The sequence below is a fragment of the Pseudomonas sp. genome, from assembly GCF_032058845.1.
Classification (GTDB): domain Bacteria; phylum Pseudomonadota; class Gammaproteobacteria; order Pseudomonadales; family Pseudomonadaceae; genus Aquipseudomonas.
In genome coordinates this window covers 57,711-73,695 of record NZ_DAMCCR010000001.1, presented here as the reverse complement: position 1 = coordinate 73,695, position 15,985 = coordinate 57,711, and the positions used below count along the sequence as shown (strand labels likewise).

The window sequence follows — 15,985 nt, the reverse complement described above, 5'->3', positions numbered from 1 at the left end:
GCGCTCGTTAGCGACAGGGCGCGGTATTACGGCAGACGACGGACCTCAGCGAAATCGGATTCCGGCCATATTCATGCAGGAATTTTCCTATTTTCAGCGAGTGCGGCTTCGCGAGCCTGCAGGCGAATTCGTCGGCGCGTGCGCATCACCGCGTAGCTACCCAGCAATGGGCCAATGGCCAAGCCAACGATCAACGCAACCAGGACAGGCACCGCCACGGGCATTTCCGGGGACTCCCAGCCAAACAGCACCAGCGACACCGCTTGCTGATTTTCAAGCACGAAGAACAGCACGACCGCCGCCAGCAACAGCACGAGCACTGCCGCCAGGGCACGATTGAGATTACGCATCAGAAATTCCTTGCAGCATTCAAGGCTTCTGCCTCGTGCTCGTCTTCATTGACTCGGTCACGCAGCTCTTTGCCCGGCTTGAAATGCGGCACGAACTTGCCGTCAAGGCTGACCGACTGCCCAGTCTTGGGATTGCGCCCTACTCGCGCTGAGCGATAGTGCAGAGAAAAGCTACCAAAACCACGGATCTCGATGCGATCACCCGTAGCCAGGCACTGCGACATTTGTTCAAGCATGGTCTTGATGGCCAACTCCACGTCACGGGGCGAGAGCAGCCCCTGGTGGGTGACAATTCGTTCGATCAGCTCCGACTTCGTCATGTTTTTCCCTTCGTTATCAAGCAGCTAGATCATTGCTTAATCAGGTTGTAGCACGCTCCGCAGGATTTGAACAGGCCGGTTATTGACTTAAGCAGAAAATTCAAGATCGGCATACGGAGACCCTGCAAACAGACCTGAGCGATGACACTAAGGTTCACCGCGCAGATGCACATGCCGAATCGGGGATATCGCCCGCACTGAATTCAAGGCAAAAAAAAGGGTGACCGAAGTCACCCTTTTGCTACCAAGACAGAACTCAGTTCTGTTTAGCCATTGCTTCGCGCAGCAGCGCAGCCATGGTGGTATCTGCAGCAGCTTCCGGAGCAGCTTTCAGGCTCTGGATAGCTTCGCGCTCTTCAGCATCGTCCTTCGACTTGATGGACAGGCTGATGACGCGGGACTTGCGATCGACGCTGATGATCTTGGCTTCGATCTCTTCGCCTTCTTTCAGAACGTTACGCGCGTCTTCAACGCGGTCACGGCTGATTTCGGAGGCTTTCAGAGAAGCTTCGATATCGTCGCCCAGGGTCACGATAGCGCCCTTGGCGTCAACTTCCTTGACGATACCTTTGACGATAGCGCCCTTGTCATTGACAGCAACGAAGTTGGAGAACGGATCGTCTTCCATCTGCTTGATGCCCAGGGAGATGCGCTCGCGCTCTGGATCAACCGACAGGATGACGGTTTCCAGCTCGTCGCCCTTCTTGAAGCGACGCACGGCTTCTTCGCCAGGCTCGTTCCAGGAGATGTCGGACAGGTGAACCAGACCGTCGATGCCGCCTTCCAGACCAATGAAGATACCGAAATCGGTGATCGACTTGATGGTGCCGGAGATCTTGTCACCCTTGTTGAACTGACCGGAGAAGTCTTCCCATGGGTTGGTTTTGCACTGCTTGATACCCAGGGAAATACGACGACGCTCTTCGTCGATGTCCAGAACCATGACTTCCACTTCGTCGCCAACCTGAACGACTTTCGACGGGTGGATGTTCTTGTTGGTCCAGTCCATTTCGGAAACGTGTACCAGGCCTTCCACGCCTTCTTCCAGCTCTGCGAAGCAGCCGTAGTCGGTCAGGTTGGTCACGCGCGCCATGACGCGGGTGCTTTCCGGGTAACGAGCCTTGATGGCAACCCATGGGTCTTCGCCCAGTTGCTTCAGGCCCAGGGAAACACGGTTACGCTCGCGATCGTACTTCAGAACCTTGACGTCGATCTCGTCGCCAACGTTGACGATCTCGGACGGGTGCTTGATACGCTTCCAGGCCATGTCGGTGATGTGCAGCAGGCCGTCGACGCCACCCAGATCCACGAATGCGCCGTAGTCGGTGAGGTTCTTGACGATACCCTTGACCTGTTGGCCTTCCTGCAGCGATTCCAGCAGCGCTTCGCGCTCGGCACTGTTTTCGGCTTCCAGGACGCTACGACGGGAAACGACAACGTTGTTGCGCTTCTGGTCGAGCTTGATGACCTTGAATTCCAGCTCTTTGCCTTCCAGGTGGGTGGTATCGCGCACTGGGCGGACATCAACCAGGGAGCCCGGCAGGAACGCACGGATGCCGTTAACGTCGACAGTGAAGCCGCCTTTAACCTTACCGTTGATAACGCCCTTGACCACTTCTTCGGCAGCGAAAGCAGCTTCCAGAACAATCCAGCACTCGGCGCGCTTGGCTTTTTCACGGGACAGCTTGGTTTCGCCAAAGCCGTCTTCGACCGCGTCCAGCGCAACGTGAACTTCGTCACCGACCTTGATGGTCAGCTCGCCAGCGTCGTTGAAGAACTGCTCGAGCGGGATGACGCCCTCGGACTTCAGACCAGCGTGAACGGTAACCCAGTCGCCGTCGATGTCGACAACGATACCGGTGATGATTGCACCCGGCTGAAGATTGAGGGTTTTCAGGCTTTCTTCAAAGAGTTCTGCAAAGCTTTCGCTCATTTTCATTCCTGTAGATTCGGGCGAAACAGACGCCCATCGCCACACTCCAGACAATGTGGGTTTCGTTTAAATAAAGAAAAGCTGGCAGGACGATGACTGGTGCACCTGCCGGCTTTCCTGATGATCAGTGGATATCGCGTAGTGCGATCTCGCTCCTGATACGTTCCAACACCTGCTCGATGGACAACTCGGTGGAGTCCAGCTGTATCGCATCGGCCGCCGGCTTTAGCGGGGCCACTGCACGCTGGGTATCACGCTCATCGCGTGCCCGTATCTCATCCAGCAGACTCGGCAGACTAACATCTTCGTTCTTGCCCTTCAACTGCAGGTAACGGCGGCGAGCACGCTCCTCTGCGCTGGCGGTCAGGAAGATCTTCAGCGGTGCATCCGGAAACACCACCGTGCCCATGTCGCGGCCATCGGCAATCAACCCTGGCGCCTCGCGAAACGCGCGCTGGCGCTGCAGCAGGGCGTCGCGCACGACCGGCAGCGCCGCCACGGCCGAGGCGCCAGCGGCGACGGTTTCGGTACGGATGACGTGCGTGACGTCTTCACCCTCGAGAATGATCTGCTGCAACTTGCCAGGCTGGGCGGCGATGAACTGCACGTCCAGATGGGCCGCGAGCGCCTTGAGCAGCTCTTCGTTGGTCAGGTCGACACCGTGATTGGAGGCCGCGAAGGCCAGCAAGCGGTAGAGCGCGCCCGAGTCCAGCAGCTTCCAGCCCAGCTCGCGGGCCAGAAGGCCTGCAACCGTGCCTTTGCCCGAGCCGCTCGGGCCGTCGATGGTGATGACCGGCGCGATCACGACCTGCCCTCTTCGGCAACGCGAATGCCGACTTCGGCACACAGGCCCAGGAAGTTGGGGAAGGAAGTAGCGACGTTGGCGCAGTCATGAATACGGATCGGCGCACTGGCGCGCAACGACGCCACGCTGAACGCCATGGCGATCCGGTGATCACCGTGGCCGTGCACTTCGCCACCGCCAATGCTGCCACCGTCGATGATGATACCGTCCGGGGTTGGCTCGCACTTCACGCCGAGGGCGATCAGACCATCGGCCATGACCTGGATCCGATCGGACTCCTTGACCCGCAGCTCTTCAGCCCCGCGCAACACCGTACGCCCTTCGGCGCATGCGGCGGCGACGAACAGCACCGGGAACTCGTCGATGGCCAGTGGCACGAGGTGCTCGGGGATGTCGATGCCCTTGAGCGGTACGCCGCGCACACGCAGGTCGGCCACCGGCTCGCCACCCACTTCGCGCTGATTCTCCAGGGTGATGTCACCGCCCATCAGCCGCAGGATGTCGATGACCCCGGTGCGGGTCGGATTGATGCCGACATGCTCGAGCACCAGTTCCGAGCCCTGTGCGATCGACGCCGCGACCAGGAAGAAGGCCGCAGAAGAAATATCCGCCGGCACTTCGATGCGGGTAGCGGTCAAGGTACCGCCCGATGTCAGTGAGGCGACCGGTCCGTTCGACTCCACCGCATAACCAAAGCCGCGCAGCATGCGCTCGGTGTGGTCGCGGGTCGGCGCAGGCTCGGTGACGGTGGTCTGCCCTTGGGCGTACAGCCCGGCAAGCAGCAGGCAGGATTTGACCTGCGCACTGGCCATCGGCAGCGTGTAGTCGAGCGCCTTGAGCGTTTGCCCGCCGCGAATGGTCAGTGGCGGGCGCCCCTCAGGACCGGTCTCGACCACCGCGCCCATGTCGCGCAGGGGATTGGCCACGCGGTTCATCGGACGCTTGGACAGCGAGGCATCGCCGGTCATGGTCGCGTCGAACGGCTGCGCCGCCAACAGCCCGGACAGCAGGCGCATCGACGTGCCGGAGTTGCCCAGGTAGATGGGGCCAGGCGGTGGCTTCAGGCCGTGCAGGCCGACACCATGGATGGTCACCCGGCCATGGTGCGGCCCTTCGATGACCACACCCATGTCGCGGAAGGCCTGCAACGTCGCCAGGGCATCTTCACCTTCGAGGAAGCCCTCGACCTCGGTGGTGCCTTCGGCCAGCGAGCCGAGCATGATCGAGCGGTGGGAAATGGATTTATCGCCCGGTACGCGAATACGTCCGGACAGGCAGCCGCCCGGTTGGGCCAGGAAGATCAGGTCGTTGGCGTTCATAGCGTCCACATAGGCCCGGCGGGCCAGGATTTTACTGAAATGCTCGCGGGCCACCTTGGCGCGGGTGAACACACCCAGCAGCTGGTGCCCGTCCCCAGCATCGACCGCGTCACGCAAGGCGTCGAGGTCGCTGCGAAAAGTATCCAGTGTGCGCAGCACGGCCTCGCGATTGGCGAGGAAGATGTCGTGCCACATGATCGGATCGCTGCCGGCGATCCGGGTGAAATCACGAAAGCCGCCCGCAGCGTAGCGGAAGATCTCGAGGTTTTCATTGCGCTTGGCCAGCGAATCGACCAAGCCGAATGCAAGCAGGTGTGGCAGGTGGCTGGTGGCGGCCAGCACTTCGTCGTGCCGCTCGACAGGCATGTGCTCGACATCGGCGCCCAGTGCGCGCCACAGGCGATCCACCACGGCCAAGGCATCGGCGTCGGTTTCCGGCAGCGGTGTGAGAATCACCTTGTGTCGACGGAACAACGCCGCGTTCGAGGCTTCCACGCCGCTCTGCTCGGAGCCTGCAATCGGGTGGCCCGGCACGAACCGGGTCAGCCCGGCACCCAGCACCCGGCGCGCTTCGCGCACCACGTTGCCTTTGGCACTGCCCACATCCGTCAGAACGGCGCGCCCGAGATCGAGCCCAGCCAGCACCGCCAGGACTTTCTCCATGGCCAGAATCGGCACGGCCAACTGGATGACGTCCGCACCGAGGCACGCGACGGCCAGATCTTCTTCACAGCGATCCACCACCCCCAGGGCAACGGCCTGCCGGCGCGACTCGGCGTCAAGGTCGACGCCGACCACTTCGCGGCACAACCCGCTCTCGCGCAGGCCTTTGGCAAAGGAGCCGCCGATCAGGCCGAGCCCGACCACCACCAACCGCCCGATAAGGGGCCGCGGCGCTTTTTCTACCACTTCAACCACGCATGCACATCCTGTTCTGTACGACGATCACTGCCGGGGTGCGGCAAGGCCGGGCTTGCAGCCTCAAAGCACGGCTTTCGGATAAGAGCCCAGCACCTTCAGACCCACCGCCTCCTGACTGATGCTCTCGAGCACGGCCTTGATCAGCGGATCGCGGTGATGACCGACGAAGTCGATGAAGAACACGTACGTCCACTTGCCACTGCGTGACGGACGCGTCTCGATACGCGTGAGGTCGATGCCGTTGTCATGGAACGGCACGAGCAGCTCATGCAACGCACCCGGCTTGTTGCTCATCGAGACGATGATCGAGGTCTTGTCGTCGCCGGTGGGCGGCACTTCCTGGTTGCCGATCATCAGGAAGCGCGTGGAGTTATCCGGGCGGTCTTCGATTTTCTCGGCCAGACGGCTCAAACCGTACAGGTTGGCGGCCATTTCGCCGGCAATTGCCGCCGAATTCCACTCACCCTTGACCCGCTTGGCGGCCTCGGCATTGCTCGATACGGCAATCCGCTCGACGTTCGGGTAATGCGCATCGAGCCACTTGCGGCACTGCGCCAGCGACTGCGCATGGGAGTAGATGCGCGTGATGCTGTCGGTCTTGGTGTTTTCACCGACCAGCAGGTGGTGGTGAATACGCAACTCGACTTCGCCACAGATGACCATGTCGTGCTCGAGGAAGCTGTCGAGGGTATGGCTGACCGCGCCTTCGGTGGAGTTTTCCACCGGCACCACGCCGAAATTGACCGCACCGGCGGCCACTTCACGGAACACTTCATCAATGGCCGCCATCGGGCGACTGACCACGGCATGGCCGAAGTGCTTCATGGCGGCTGCCTGGGTGAAGGTGCCTTCAGGGCCGAGGTAGGCCACCTTGAGCGGCTCTTCCAGTGCCAGGCACGAGGACATGATCTCGCGGAACAGCCGCGCCATTTCCTCGTTACCCAATGGGCCCGGGTTGCGCTCCATGACGCGCTTGAGCACCGCCGCTTCACGCTCGGGGCGGTAGAACACCGGCTGCTCGCCTTCGGCAAGGCTGGCAGTCTTGACCCGCGCCACTTCCTGGGCGCACCGGGCGCGGTCGCTGATCAGCTCGAGAATCTTTTCATCCAGGCTGTCGATGCGCACGCGCAGCGCCTTGAGTTCCTGCTCGACCATCAGGCGTGCTCCTTCTCGAATTCAGCCATGTAACCGACCAGGGCCTCGACCGCTTCCAGGCCCAAGGCGTTGTAGATGGAGGCACGCATGCCGCCCACCGAGCGATGGCCTTTGAGGTTGAGCAGACCGCGGGCGTCGGCGCCTGCCAGGAAAGCCTTGTCGAGGCGCTCGTCGGCCAGGCGGAACGGCACGTTCATCCAGGACCGGGCGTTGTGGCTGATGGGGTTGCTGTAGAAGTCGCTGGCATCGATGAAGCCGTACAGCCGGTCTTTCTTGGCCCGGTTGCGCTGCTCCATGGCGTCGACGCCGCCCTGCTCCTTGAGCCACTCGAACACCAGGCCCGAGAGGTACCAGGCGTAGGTGGCCGGGGTGTTGTACATCGAGCCGTTTTCGGCCGACACCTTGTAGTCGAGCATGGTCGGGCAGCTGCTGCGGGCACGGCCGAGCAGGTCTTCGCGCACGATCACCACCACCAGGCCGCTCGGGCCGATGTTCTTCTGCGCACCGGCGTAGATCAGGCCGTACTGCGAGACATCGATGGCGCGCGAAAGAATGTCGGACGACATGTCGACCACCAGCGGCACGTCACCCGTGGCCGGCACCCAGTCAAACTGCAAGCCACCAATGGTTTCGTTGGACGCGTAATGGACATAGGCCGCGTCGCGGCTCAGTTGCCACTCGTTCTGGCCGGGGATGGCCAGGTAGTCGTACGGCTTGGCGCTGGCAGCGACATTGATGTTGCCGAAGCGGCGTGCTTCATCGATGGCCTTTTTCGACCAGATGCCGGTTTCGACGTAGTCTGCCGTGCCGGTTTCGGGCAGCAGATTGAGGGGGATTTCCGCGAACTGCTGGCTGGCGCCGCCCTGCAGGAACAGGACCTTGTAGTTCGAAGGAATGGACAGCAGGTCGCGCAAGTCTTGCTCGGCCTTTTCCGCAATGCCGACGTAGTCGTCACTGCGATGGCTCATCTCCATCACCGACAGACCCTTGCCGTGCCAATCGAGCATTTCCGACTGGGCACGCTGCAGCACAGCGTCAGGAAGCGCAGCAGGGCCTGCGCAGAAGTTAAAGGCTCGTTTGCTCACATCCACTCTCGCTCTGCTCTGGTCAGTCAACGGGGCGACCTGTGTCGCCCCGCCGGGTTTGCGCCATGTTATTCCTGGCCGGACTCTTCGGCGGCCGCAGGGCCGTCTTCATCCAGCCCGTCGAGGGCCACACGCTCCACGCCGTCTTCGTCCAGCTCGACCAACTCGTCGAGGTCTTCGGAAGGTTCCTGGATACGCTCCAGACCCACCAGCTTCTCGTCGCTGGCCAGCTTGATCAGGGTCACACCCTGGGTGTTGCGGCTCAGGCTCGACACCTCACCGACCCGGGTACGCACCAGCGTGCCCTGGTCGGAGATGAGCATGATCTCCTCACCCTCGTGCACCTGGATGGCGCCGATCAGGTCGCCGTTGCGGCCCTTGGTGCCCATGGCGATGACGCCCTGACCACCCCGCCCGCGGCGCGGGAACTTGGACAGCGGCGTGCGCTTGCCATAGCCACGCTCCGAAGCGGTGAGGATCTGCGCGCCGGACTCGGGGATCAGCATCGAGATCACCTCGTGACCTTTGGGCAGGCGCATGCCGCGCACGCCGCGGGCGCTTCGGCCCATCTGGCGGATCACGCTCTCGGCAAAGCGGATGACCTTGCCGGCGCTGGAGAACATCATGACCTCTTTGGCGCCATCGGTGATGGCCGCCGCGATCAGGGTGTCACCCTCTTTCAGTTTCACCGCGATCAGGCCGCTGGTGCGTGGCCGGGCGAACTGGGCCAACGGGGTCTTCTTCACGGTGCCGCACGCGGTGGCCATGAAGATGAACGCGCCGGTGGGTTCTGCGACCAGTTCCGGCGTGTCGCCGTCTACTTCGTCGATCTCTTCCGGCTCGATCAGTTCACCTTCGAGCACTGCGTCATCGGCCTCTTCGAGCTCTTCATCGGGGTCGGCGTTCTGCTGCAAGGCTTCGAGATCGATCTGCAGCATCGCCGTGATGCGCTCGCCGTCTTCCAGCGGCAGCAGGTTGACCATTGGCCGACCGCGCGCAGCGCGCGATGCTTCAGGGATGTCGTACGTTTTCAGCCAGTAGACCTTGCCCTTGCTGGAGAACAGCAGCAGCGTGGCGTGGCTGTTGGCGACCAGCAGGTGCTCGATGTAGTCCTCGTCCTTCACGCCGGTGGCCGACTTGCCCTTGCCGCCACGGCGCTGGGCCTGATAGGACGTCAGTGGCTGGGTCTTGGCATAGCCGCCGTGGGAGATGGTCACCACGCGCTCTTCTTCCGGGATCATGTCGCCGTAGTTGAGATCGTGACGGGCATCGAGGATTTCGGTGCGGCGCACATCGCCGTATTCGGCACGGATGGCTTCGAGCTCTTCGCGGATCACTTCCATCAGGCGCTCGGCGCTGCTCAGGATGCGGATCAGCTCGCCGATCTGCGCGAGGATTTCCTGGTACTCGGCCAGCAGTTTTTCGTGCTCGAGGCCGGTCAGGCGGTGCAGGCGCAGGTCGAGAATGGCCTGGGCCTGTTCCGGTGACAGCCAGTACTTGCCTTCACGCAGGCCGAACTGCTCGGGCAGGTCGTCAGGACGGCATGAATCGGCCCCGGCGCGTTCGACCATGACCTGCACGGCAGACGATTCCCACGGCGTGGAGATCAGCGCTTCCTTGGCCTCGGAAGGCGTTGGCGAGGCCTTGATCAGGGCGATGACCGGATCGATGTTGGACAGCGCGACCGCCTGCCCTTCGAGGATATGGCCCCGCTCGCGCGCCTTGCGCAGCTCGAACACGGTGCGCCGGGTGACCACTTCGCGGCGGTGACGGACGAACGCTTCGAGCAGGTCCTTGAGGTTCAGCAGGCGCGGACGACCGTCGATCAGGGCGACGATGTTGATGCCGAACACGCTCTGCAGCTGGGTTTGCGAATAGAGGTTGTTGAGCACCACTTCCGGCACTTCGCCACGGCGCAGCTCGATGACGATGCGCATGCCGTCCTTGTCGGACTCATCGCGCAGTTCGGTGATGCCCTCGAGCTTCTTCTCTTTGACCAGCTCGGCGATCTTCTCGATCAGACGCGCCTTGTTCAGCTGGTACGGCAGCTCGGTGATGACGATCTGCTGGCGACCACCGACCTTGTCGATGTCTTCGATGGCCGAGCGGGCGCGCATGTAGATGCGGCCACGACCGGTGCGGTAGGCCTCGATGATGCCCTGGCGACCGTTGATCTGCCCGGCAGTCGGGAAGTCCGGACCCGGGATGAACTGCATCAGTTCATCGACCGTGATCTCGGAATTGTCGATCAGCGCCAGGCAGCCATCGATCACTTCGCCGAGGTTGTGCGGCGGAATGTTGGTGGCCATACCCACAGCGATGCCGCTGGAGCCGTTGACCAGCAGGTTGGGGATGCGCGTAGGCATGACCGCCGGGATCTGCTCGGTACCGTCGTAGTTCGGCACCCAGTCGACGGTTTCCTTGTGCAGGTCGGCCAGCAGCTCGTGCGCCAGCTTGGACATGCGCACTTCGGTGTATCGCATGGCCGCGGCGTTGTCGCCGTCGACCGAGCCGAAGTTGCCCTGGCCGTCTACCAGCAGGTAGCGCAGGGAGAACGGCTGCGCCATGCGCACGATGGTGTCGTAGACGGCAGTGTCACCGTGGGGGTGATACTTACCGATCACGTCACCGACCACACGGGCGGATTTCTTGTACGGCTTGTTCCAGTCGTTGCCCAACTCGCTCATCGCAAACAGAACGCGACGATGCACCGGCTTCAAGCCGTCACGCGCATCGGGCAGCGCTCGCCCGACAATCACGCTCATCGCGTAGTCGAGGTAAGACTGTCTCAGTTCGTCTTCGATATTGACCGGGAGGATTTCTTTGGCCAGTTCGCCCATGAGAAGCCTGATTCCTTTTTCTGGTGAAACTCCGTCAAATCCCTCCTGGGACGAACGAAGCTCGCCGCCGCAACGCACAAGGGTGCGACGACTTACGACAAATCAATGAGTTGTGACATGGATTTGCGCAATGAAGACAGCCATCATGGGCCGCCTTGGAAACCGCCGGATGTTACCACAACGACCGGGGTGATGGGAGATCTGGCAGCATCTCGCGCGTGCTGCCGATCCCTTCGCGAAACGTCCCCGACCGGGGCTCAGTGCAAGCGCTTGCGGCACACCATCTGCGCGATCTTGGCGGCATCGGGCCGCTCGATGATGCCGCGCTCGGTCACGATCGCATCGATCAGGTCGGCCGGCGTCACGTCGAACACCGGATTGACCACCTCCACGCTCGCCGCGACCCGCTCGCCTGCCACATCCAGCAGCTCGTCGGCGTGCCGCTCCTCCAACTCGATGTCGTCGCCGCTCTCGAGGTTCAGGTCGATGCTGGTGCTCGGCGCCACGACCATGAACCGCACGCCATGGTGCATGGCCGCGACGGCCAGTTGATAGGTGCCGATCTTGGCGGCGACATCACCGTTGGCGGCGATGCACTCGGCACCGACGATCACCCAGGTGATGCCCTTGGTCTTCATCAGGTGAGCCGCGGCGGAATCCGCGCACAGGGTCACGGCCACGCCTTCGTTGGCCAGTTCCCAGGCGGTCAGGCGCGAGCCTTGCAGCCAGGGCCGGGTTTCGTCGACATAGATCCGCTCGACCATGCCTTCGAGCTGCGCGGCGCGAATCACCCCGAGCGCCGTGCCGATACCACCACAGGCCAGGGCGCCGGCGTTGCCATGGGTGAAGAAGGTCTGCTCGCTGCCCTGGTGCCGACGGATCAGCTCGACGCCGTACTGGGCCATGGTCAGGTTGGCTTCTCGGTCGCTCGCGTGGATCGCCACGGCCTCGGCCTCGAGCGCGGCCAGCACAGGTTCGCCGGGGCGCACACGCAACCAGCGCTCACGCATGCGATTGAGCGCCCAGAACAGGTTGGCGGCCGTGGGGCGCGACTCGGCCAGGGCCATGAAGTCTTCTTCCAGGGACTGCTCCCAGCCCTCGCCTTCGGTCAATCGCTCGCGCATCGCCAGCACCAGCCCATAGGCGGCGCTGATGCCAATGGCCGGCGCGCCGCGCACAGCCATGTTGCGGATCGCCGCGGCCACCTCGCCCACTTCGGTACAGATCAGCCAATGCTCGTGAGCCGGCAACAGGCGCTGATCGAGCAGGTGCAGCGCGCCATCGCGCCAGCGGATGCCGATCACCTTCTCTGCCGCCAAAAGTCGCTCGCGCATTGCTTCTCCTCGCCGTTCACGTGTGAAAAACGGCGAAGTATACCGAGCTGCCTGCACAGGTGCTCGGGAAACGCTCACCCCCGTCGCAGGCGGGCCCTGCCGGGGAAGCTCAACCCTGTGGCATTGCGGTATACTCCGCGCTCTGCCGAAACCCAGGTACACCCTGCATGCCCAGTGCCGCGCCCCCTGTCGACCTGCTGCTGATTCCCCAATGGCTGGTGCCGGTCGAACCCGCAGGCGTGGTGCTGACCGAACATGCCCTGGGCGTGCGTGACGGCCTGATCGCCTGGATCGGCCCGCGTCACCGGGCGCCTGCGGCCACACAGGTGCGTGAACTGCCTGATTGCCTGCTGGCGCCTGGGCTGATCAACGCCCACGGCCATGCCGCCATGAGCCTGTTTCGCGGCCTGGCCGATGACCTGCCCTTGATGACCTGGCTCGAACAGCACATCTGGCCGGCCGAAGCGCGCTGGGTCGATGAAGCCTTCGTTGCCGATGGCACCGACCTGGCCATTGCCGAACAGCTGCTCGGCGGCATCACCTGTTTTGCCGACATGTATTTCTTCCCGCGCCAGGCCTGCGACCGCGTGCAGCGCAGTGGCATCCGTGCGCAGATCGCCGTGCCCTTGCTGGACTTCCCGATCCCTGGCGCACGCACGGTGGACGATGGCCTGCACCAGGCCATCGAACTGTTCGACGACCTGCGCCAGCACTCGCGCATCACCCTGGCACTGGGGCCGCATGCGCCGTACACGCTGAGCGATGCCAGCCTGGAGAAGATCCGCGTCATCGCCGACCAGCTCGACGCGCCGCTGCAGATGCATGTGCACGAAACCGCCAGCGAAGTGGCGCAGGCCGTGAACGAGCACGGTGAGCGCCCACTGGCCCGGCTCAGCCGTCTGGGCCTGCTGGGCCCGCGCATGCAGGCGGTACACGTGACCCAGGTCAGCGATGACGACCTGGCCCTGCTGGTGGAAAGCAACACCAGCGTGGTGCACTGCCCGGAGTCCAACCTCAAGCTGGCCAGCGGTTTCTGCCCGGTCGAGCAGCTGTGGCAGGCCGGCGTGAATGTCGCGGTCGGCACCGATGGCGCGGCCAGCAACAATGACCTCGACCTGCTCGGTGAAACCCGTACTGCGGCGCTGCTGGCCAAGGCCGTGGCCGACTCTGCCAGTGCCCTGGACGCCCATCGTGCATTGCGCATGGCCACACTCAACGGCGCCCGCGCCCTGGGCATCGAGGCGCGTGCCGGCTCACTGGAAGTCGGCAAGGCCGCCGACCTGGTGGTGTTCGATCTGTCCGGCCTGGCGCAACAACCGGTGCATGATCCGGTGTCCCAACTCATCTACGCCACTGGCCGCGATTGCGTGCGGCATGTGTGGGTCGAAGGGCAGCAGCTGCTCGACGACCGCCGCCTGACGCGCATGGACGCCAACGCCCTGGCCGCTAACGCGCGGGCCTGGGGCGAGCGCATGCGAGCGCAGCGCCCATGACGCAGCAGCGCTGCAGGCACCCCTATTAATGAAGATCTTCCGAGGAATGGTTCAATGAGCAACGTCGATCGCGCTGAAATCGCCAAGTTCGAGGCCCTTGCCCACCGCTGGTGGGACCGCGAGAGCGAGTTCAAGCCGCTGCATGACATCAATCCGCTGCGCGTCAACTGGATCGACGAGCGCGTCGGCCTGGCCGGCAAGAAGGTGCTCGACGTCGGGTGCGGCGGCGGCATTCTCAGCGAAGCCATGGCCCTGCGCGGTGCGACCGTCACGGGCATCGACATGGGCGAGGCGCCGCTGTCGGTGGCCCGCCTGCACCAGCTGGAATCAGGGGTGGAAGTGGACTATCGGCAGATCACTGCCGAAGCACTGGCCGACGAAATGCCCGGCCAGTTCGATGTGGTCACCTGCCTCGAGATGCTCGAGCACGTGCCCGACCCATCCTCGGTGATCGAGGCCTGCAAGCGCCTGGTCAAGCCGGGCGGCCAGGTGTTCTTCTCGACCATCAACCGCAACCCCAAGGCCTATCTGCTGGCCATCGTCGGCGCTGAATACATCCTCAAGATGCTTCCGCGCGGCACCCATGACTTCAAGAAATTCATCCGCCCGTCCGAGCTGGGTGCCTGGGGTCGTGCCGCTGGCCTTGAGGTCAAGGACATCATCGGCCTGACCTACAACCCGCTGACCAAGCACTACAAGCTGAGCAGTGACGTTGACGTCAACTACATGATCCAGACCCTGCGCGAGGCCTAAGCATGCGTTTGCAAGCTGTTCTGTTCGACATGGATGGCACCCTGCTGGACACCGCGCCAGACTTCATCGCTATCGCCCAGGCCATGCTCGCCGAGCGCGGCCTGGCGCCTGTCGCTGACAAGACCGTCCGCGATGTGATCTCGGGCGGTGCGCGGGCGATGGTCTGCGCCACCTTTGGCATCGAGCCGGACGATGAGCGCTTCGAGCCATTGCGCCTGGAGTTTCTCGAGCGCTATCAGCGCGATTGTGCCGTGCACAGCCGCCTGTTCGACGGCATGGACACCTTGCTCGACGACATCGAGAAAGGCGGCCTGCTGTGGGGTGTGGTAACCAACAAACCGCTGCGCTTCGCCGAGCCGATCATGCAGCGCCTGGGCCTGGCCGAGCGCTCGGCGCTGCTGATCTGCCCGGACCACGTGAAAAACAGCAAGCCCGACCCCGAGCCGCTGATTCTGGCCTGCGCCACGCTCAAGCTGGACCCGGCCAGCGTGCTGTTCGTCGGTGACGACCTGCGCGATATCGAGTCGGGCCGTGACGCTGGCACCCGTACCGCCGCCGTGCGCTTTGGCTATATCCACCCCGAGGACAACCCCAACAACTGGGGCGCCGATGTGGTGGTGGACCATCCGCTGGATCTGCGCAAGGTGCTCGACAGCGCGCTGTGTGGCTGCTGAGCGCGCCGCATTCCTCTCTCCGACTGCAAGGACCTCTGCCATGTTCGACTACACCGCCCGCCCCGAGCTGCTCAAGGACCGTGTGATTCTGGTCACCGGTGCTGGCCGCGGCATCGGTGCCGCCGCTGCCAAGGCCTACGCCGCGCTGGGCGCCACCGTGCTGCTGCTGGGCAAGACCGAGGCCAACCTGAACGAGGTCTATGACCAGATTCAGGCAGCCGGCCACCCGGAACCGGTGGTCATCCCGTTCAATCTCGAAACCGCCCTGGCGCACCAGTACGACGAGCTGGCAGTGATGATCGAGAACCAGTTCGGGCGCCTCGATGGGTTGCTCAACAATGCCTCGATCATCGGGCCGCGCACGCCGGTGGAGCAGTTGTCGGGCGATCACTTCATGCGGGTGATGCACATCAACGTCAATGCCACGTTCATGCTGACCAGCACGCTGTTGCCGCTGCTGAAATTGTCCGAGGACGCGTCGGTGGTGTTCACCTCCAGCAGCGTCGGTCGCGTGGGCCGGGCTTACTGGGGTGCCTATGGGGTGTCGAAGTTCGCCACCGAGGGCCTGATGCAGACCTTGGCCGATGAGCTGGACGGCGTGGCGCCGGTGAGGGCCAACAGCATCAACCCGGGGGCGACCCGCACGAGCATGCGTGCCCAGGCCTATCCCAGTGAAAATCCGCAGAACAACCCGCTGCCCGAAGACATCCTGCCGGTATACCTGTACCTGATGGGGCCGGACAGCAAGACCGTGAATGGGCGGGCGCTCAACGCGCAGTGAGGTCAGCCTTGGCGGGCGGGGCAGTGTTGCCGAGCAACCCTGTGGCCCAGTAGGAGCCAACTGTCTTCCGTCAAGGGCTGACAAACGGTCGGATCAGGCCTCTGTCGACAGCAACGCGATCCCTGTGGGAGCGGCTTTAGCCGCGATGGCCGGCACAGCCGGCCCGATTCAGACGCCGCGAAACAGCAGGAAAACCGAAGTGTCAGCCTTTGGGTCGGCTGC

13 protein-coding genes are annotated in these 15,985 nt (G+C 63.3%); 4 read left to right on the top strand and 9 right to left on the bottom strand.

Annotated elements, in window-relative coordinates; all coding sequences use genetic code 11:
* Window positions 1-71: 71 nt before the first annotated feature.
* From RT028_RS00340 to mtnA, 9 genes are all read right to left on the bottom strand, one after another.
* Window positions 72-350, bottom strand: coding sequence for a LapA family protein (locus RT028_RS00340; protein ID WP_312931117.1), 279 nt, complete (start codon window positions 348-350; stop codon window positions 72-74).
* Complete coding sequence (gene ihfB / locus RT028_RS00335) at window positions 350-670, bottom strand: integration host factor subunit beta (protein ID WP_312931116.1); 321 nt, start codon at window positions 668-670, stop codon at window positions 350-352. Before ihfB ends, RT028_RS00340 begins: the two co-directional genes overlap by 1 nt.
* Window positions 671-926: 256 nt before the next feature.
* Entirely contained in the window at window positions 927-2,603 is a 1,677-nt protein-coding gene (rpsA, locus tag RT028_RS00330) for a 30S ribosomal protein S1 (RefSeq protein WP_312931114.1), read from the bottom strand.
* Between the two features lie 124 nt (window positions 2,604-2,727).
* A complete protein-coding gene (gene cmk / locus RT028_RS00325) occupies window positions 2,728-3,405 on the bottom strand; it encodes a (d)CMP kinase (protein WP_312931188.1) in 678 nt (225 codons plus the stop codon).
* On the bottom strand, window positions 3,405-5,645 hold the full coding sequence (locus RT028_RS00320; protein WP_312931112.1) for a bifunctional prephenate dehydrogenase/3-phosphoshikimate 1-carboxyvinyltransferase: 2,241 nt from the start codon (window positions 5,643-5,645) through the stop codon (window positions 3,405-3,407). Before RT028_RS00320 ends, cmk begins: the two co-directional genes overlap by 1 nt.
* Before the next feature lie 63 nt (window positions 5,646-5,708).
* Complete coding sequence (pheA, locus tag RT028_RS00315; protein WP_312931105.1) at window positions 5,709-6,803, bottom strand: prephenate dehydratase; 1,095 nt, start codon at window positions 6,801-6,803, stop codon at window positions 5,709-5,711.
* Window positions 6,803-7,888, bottom strand: a complete 1,086-nt coding sequence (serC, locus tag RT028_RS00310; RefSeq protein WP_312931104.1) for a 3-phosphoserine/phosphohydroxythreonine transaminase — start codon at window positions 7,886-7,888, stop codon at window positions 6,803-6,805. Before serC ends, pheA begins: the two co-directional genes overlap by 1 nt.
* A gap of 68 nt (window positions 7,889-7,956) precedes the next feature.
* Window positions 7,957-10,728 carry a DNA gyrase subunit A gene (gene gyrA / locus RT028_RS00305; protein WP_312931102.1) on the bottom strand — a complete coding sequence of 924 codons (2,772 nt, stop codon included), beginning with the start codon at window positions 10,726-10,728 and terminating at the stop codon, window positions 7,957-7,959.
* Window positions 10,729-10,985: 257 nt separating this feature from the next.
* Entirely contained in the window at window positions 10,986-12,062 is a 1,077-nt protein-coding gene (mtnA, locus tag RT028_RS00300; protein WP_312931100.1) for an S-methyl-5-thioribose-1-phosphate isomerase, read from the bottom strand.
* Window positions 12,063-12,229: 167 nt separating this feature from the next.
* Between mtnA and RT028_RS00295 the strand changes: the two genes are divergently transcribed.
* The 4 genes from RT028_RS00295 to RT028_RS00280 are packed head-to-tail and all read left to right on the top strand — an operon-like array spanning window position 12,230 to window position 15,763.
* Window positions 12,230-13,555: a TRZ/ATZ family hydrolase gene (locus tag RT028_RS00295; RefSeq protein WP_312931098.1), complete on the top strand. Its 1,326-nt coding sequence runs from the start codon at window positions 12,230-12,232 to the stop codon at window positions 13,553-13,555.
* A gap of 54 nt (window positions 13,556-13,609) precedes the next feature.
* Window positions 13,610-14,308 (top strand): bifunctional 2-polyprenyl-6-hydroxyphenol methylase/3-demethylubiquinol 3-O-methyltransferase UbiG, encoded by a 699-nt coding sequence (gene ubiG, locus RT028_RS00290; RefSeq protein WP_312931096.1) that lies wholly within the window; start codon window positions 13,610-13,612, stop codon window positions 14,306-14,308.
* Window positions 14,309-14,310: 2 nt separating this feature from the next.
* Window positions 14,311-14,982 carry an N-acetylmuramic acid 6-phosphate phosphatase MupP gene (gene mupP, locus RT028_RS00285; RefSeq protein ID WP_312931095.1) on the top strand — a complete coding sequence of 224 codons (672 nt, stop codon included), beginning with the start codon at window positions 14,311-14,313 and terminating at the stop codon, window positions 14,980-14,982.
* Between the two features lie 40 nt (window positions 14,983-15,022).
* Window positions 15,023-15,763: a YciK family oxidoreductase gene (locus RT028_RS00280; RefSeq protein WP_312931093.1), complete on the top strand. Its 741-nt coding sequence runs from the start codon at window positions 15,023-15,025 to the stop codon at window positions 15,761-15,763.
* The last annotated feature ends 222 nt before the right edge of the window (window positions 15,764-15,985 follow it).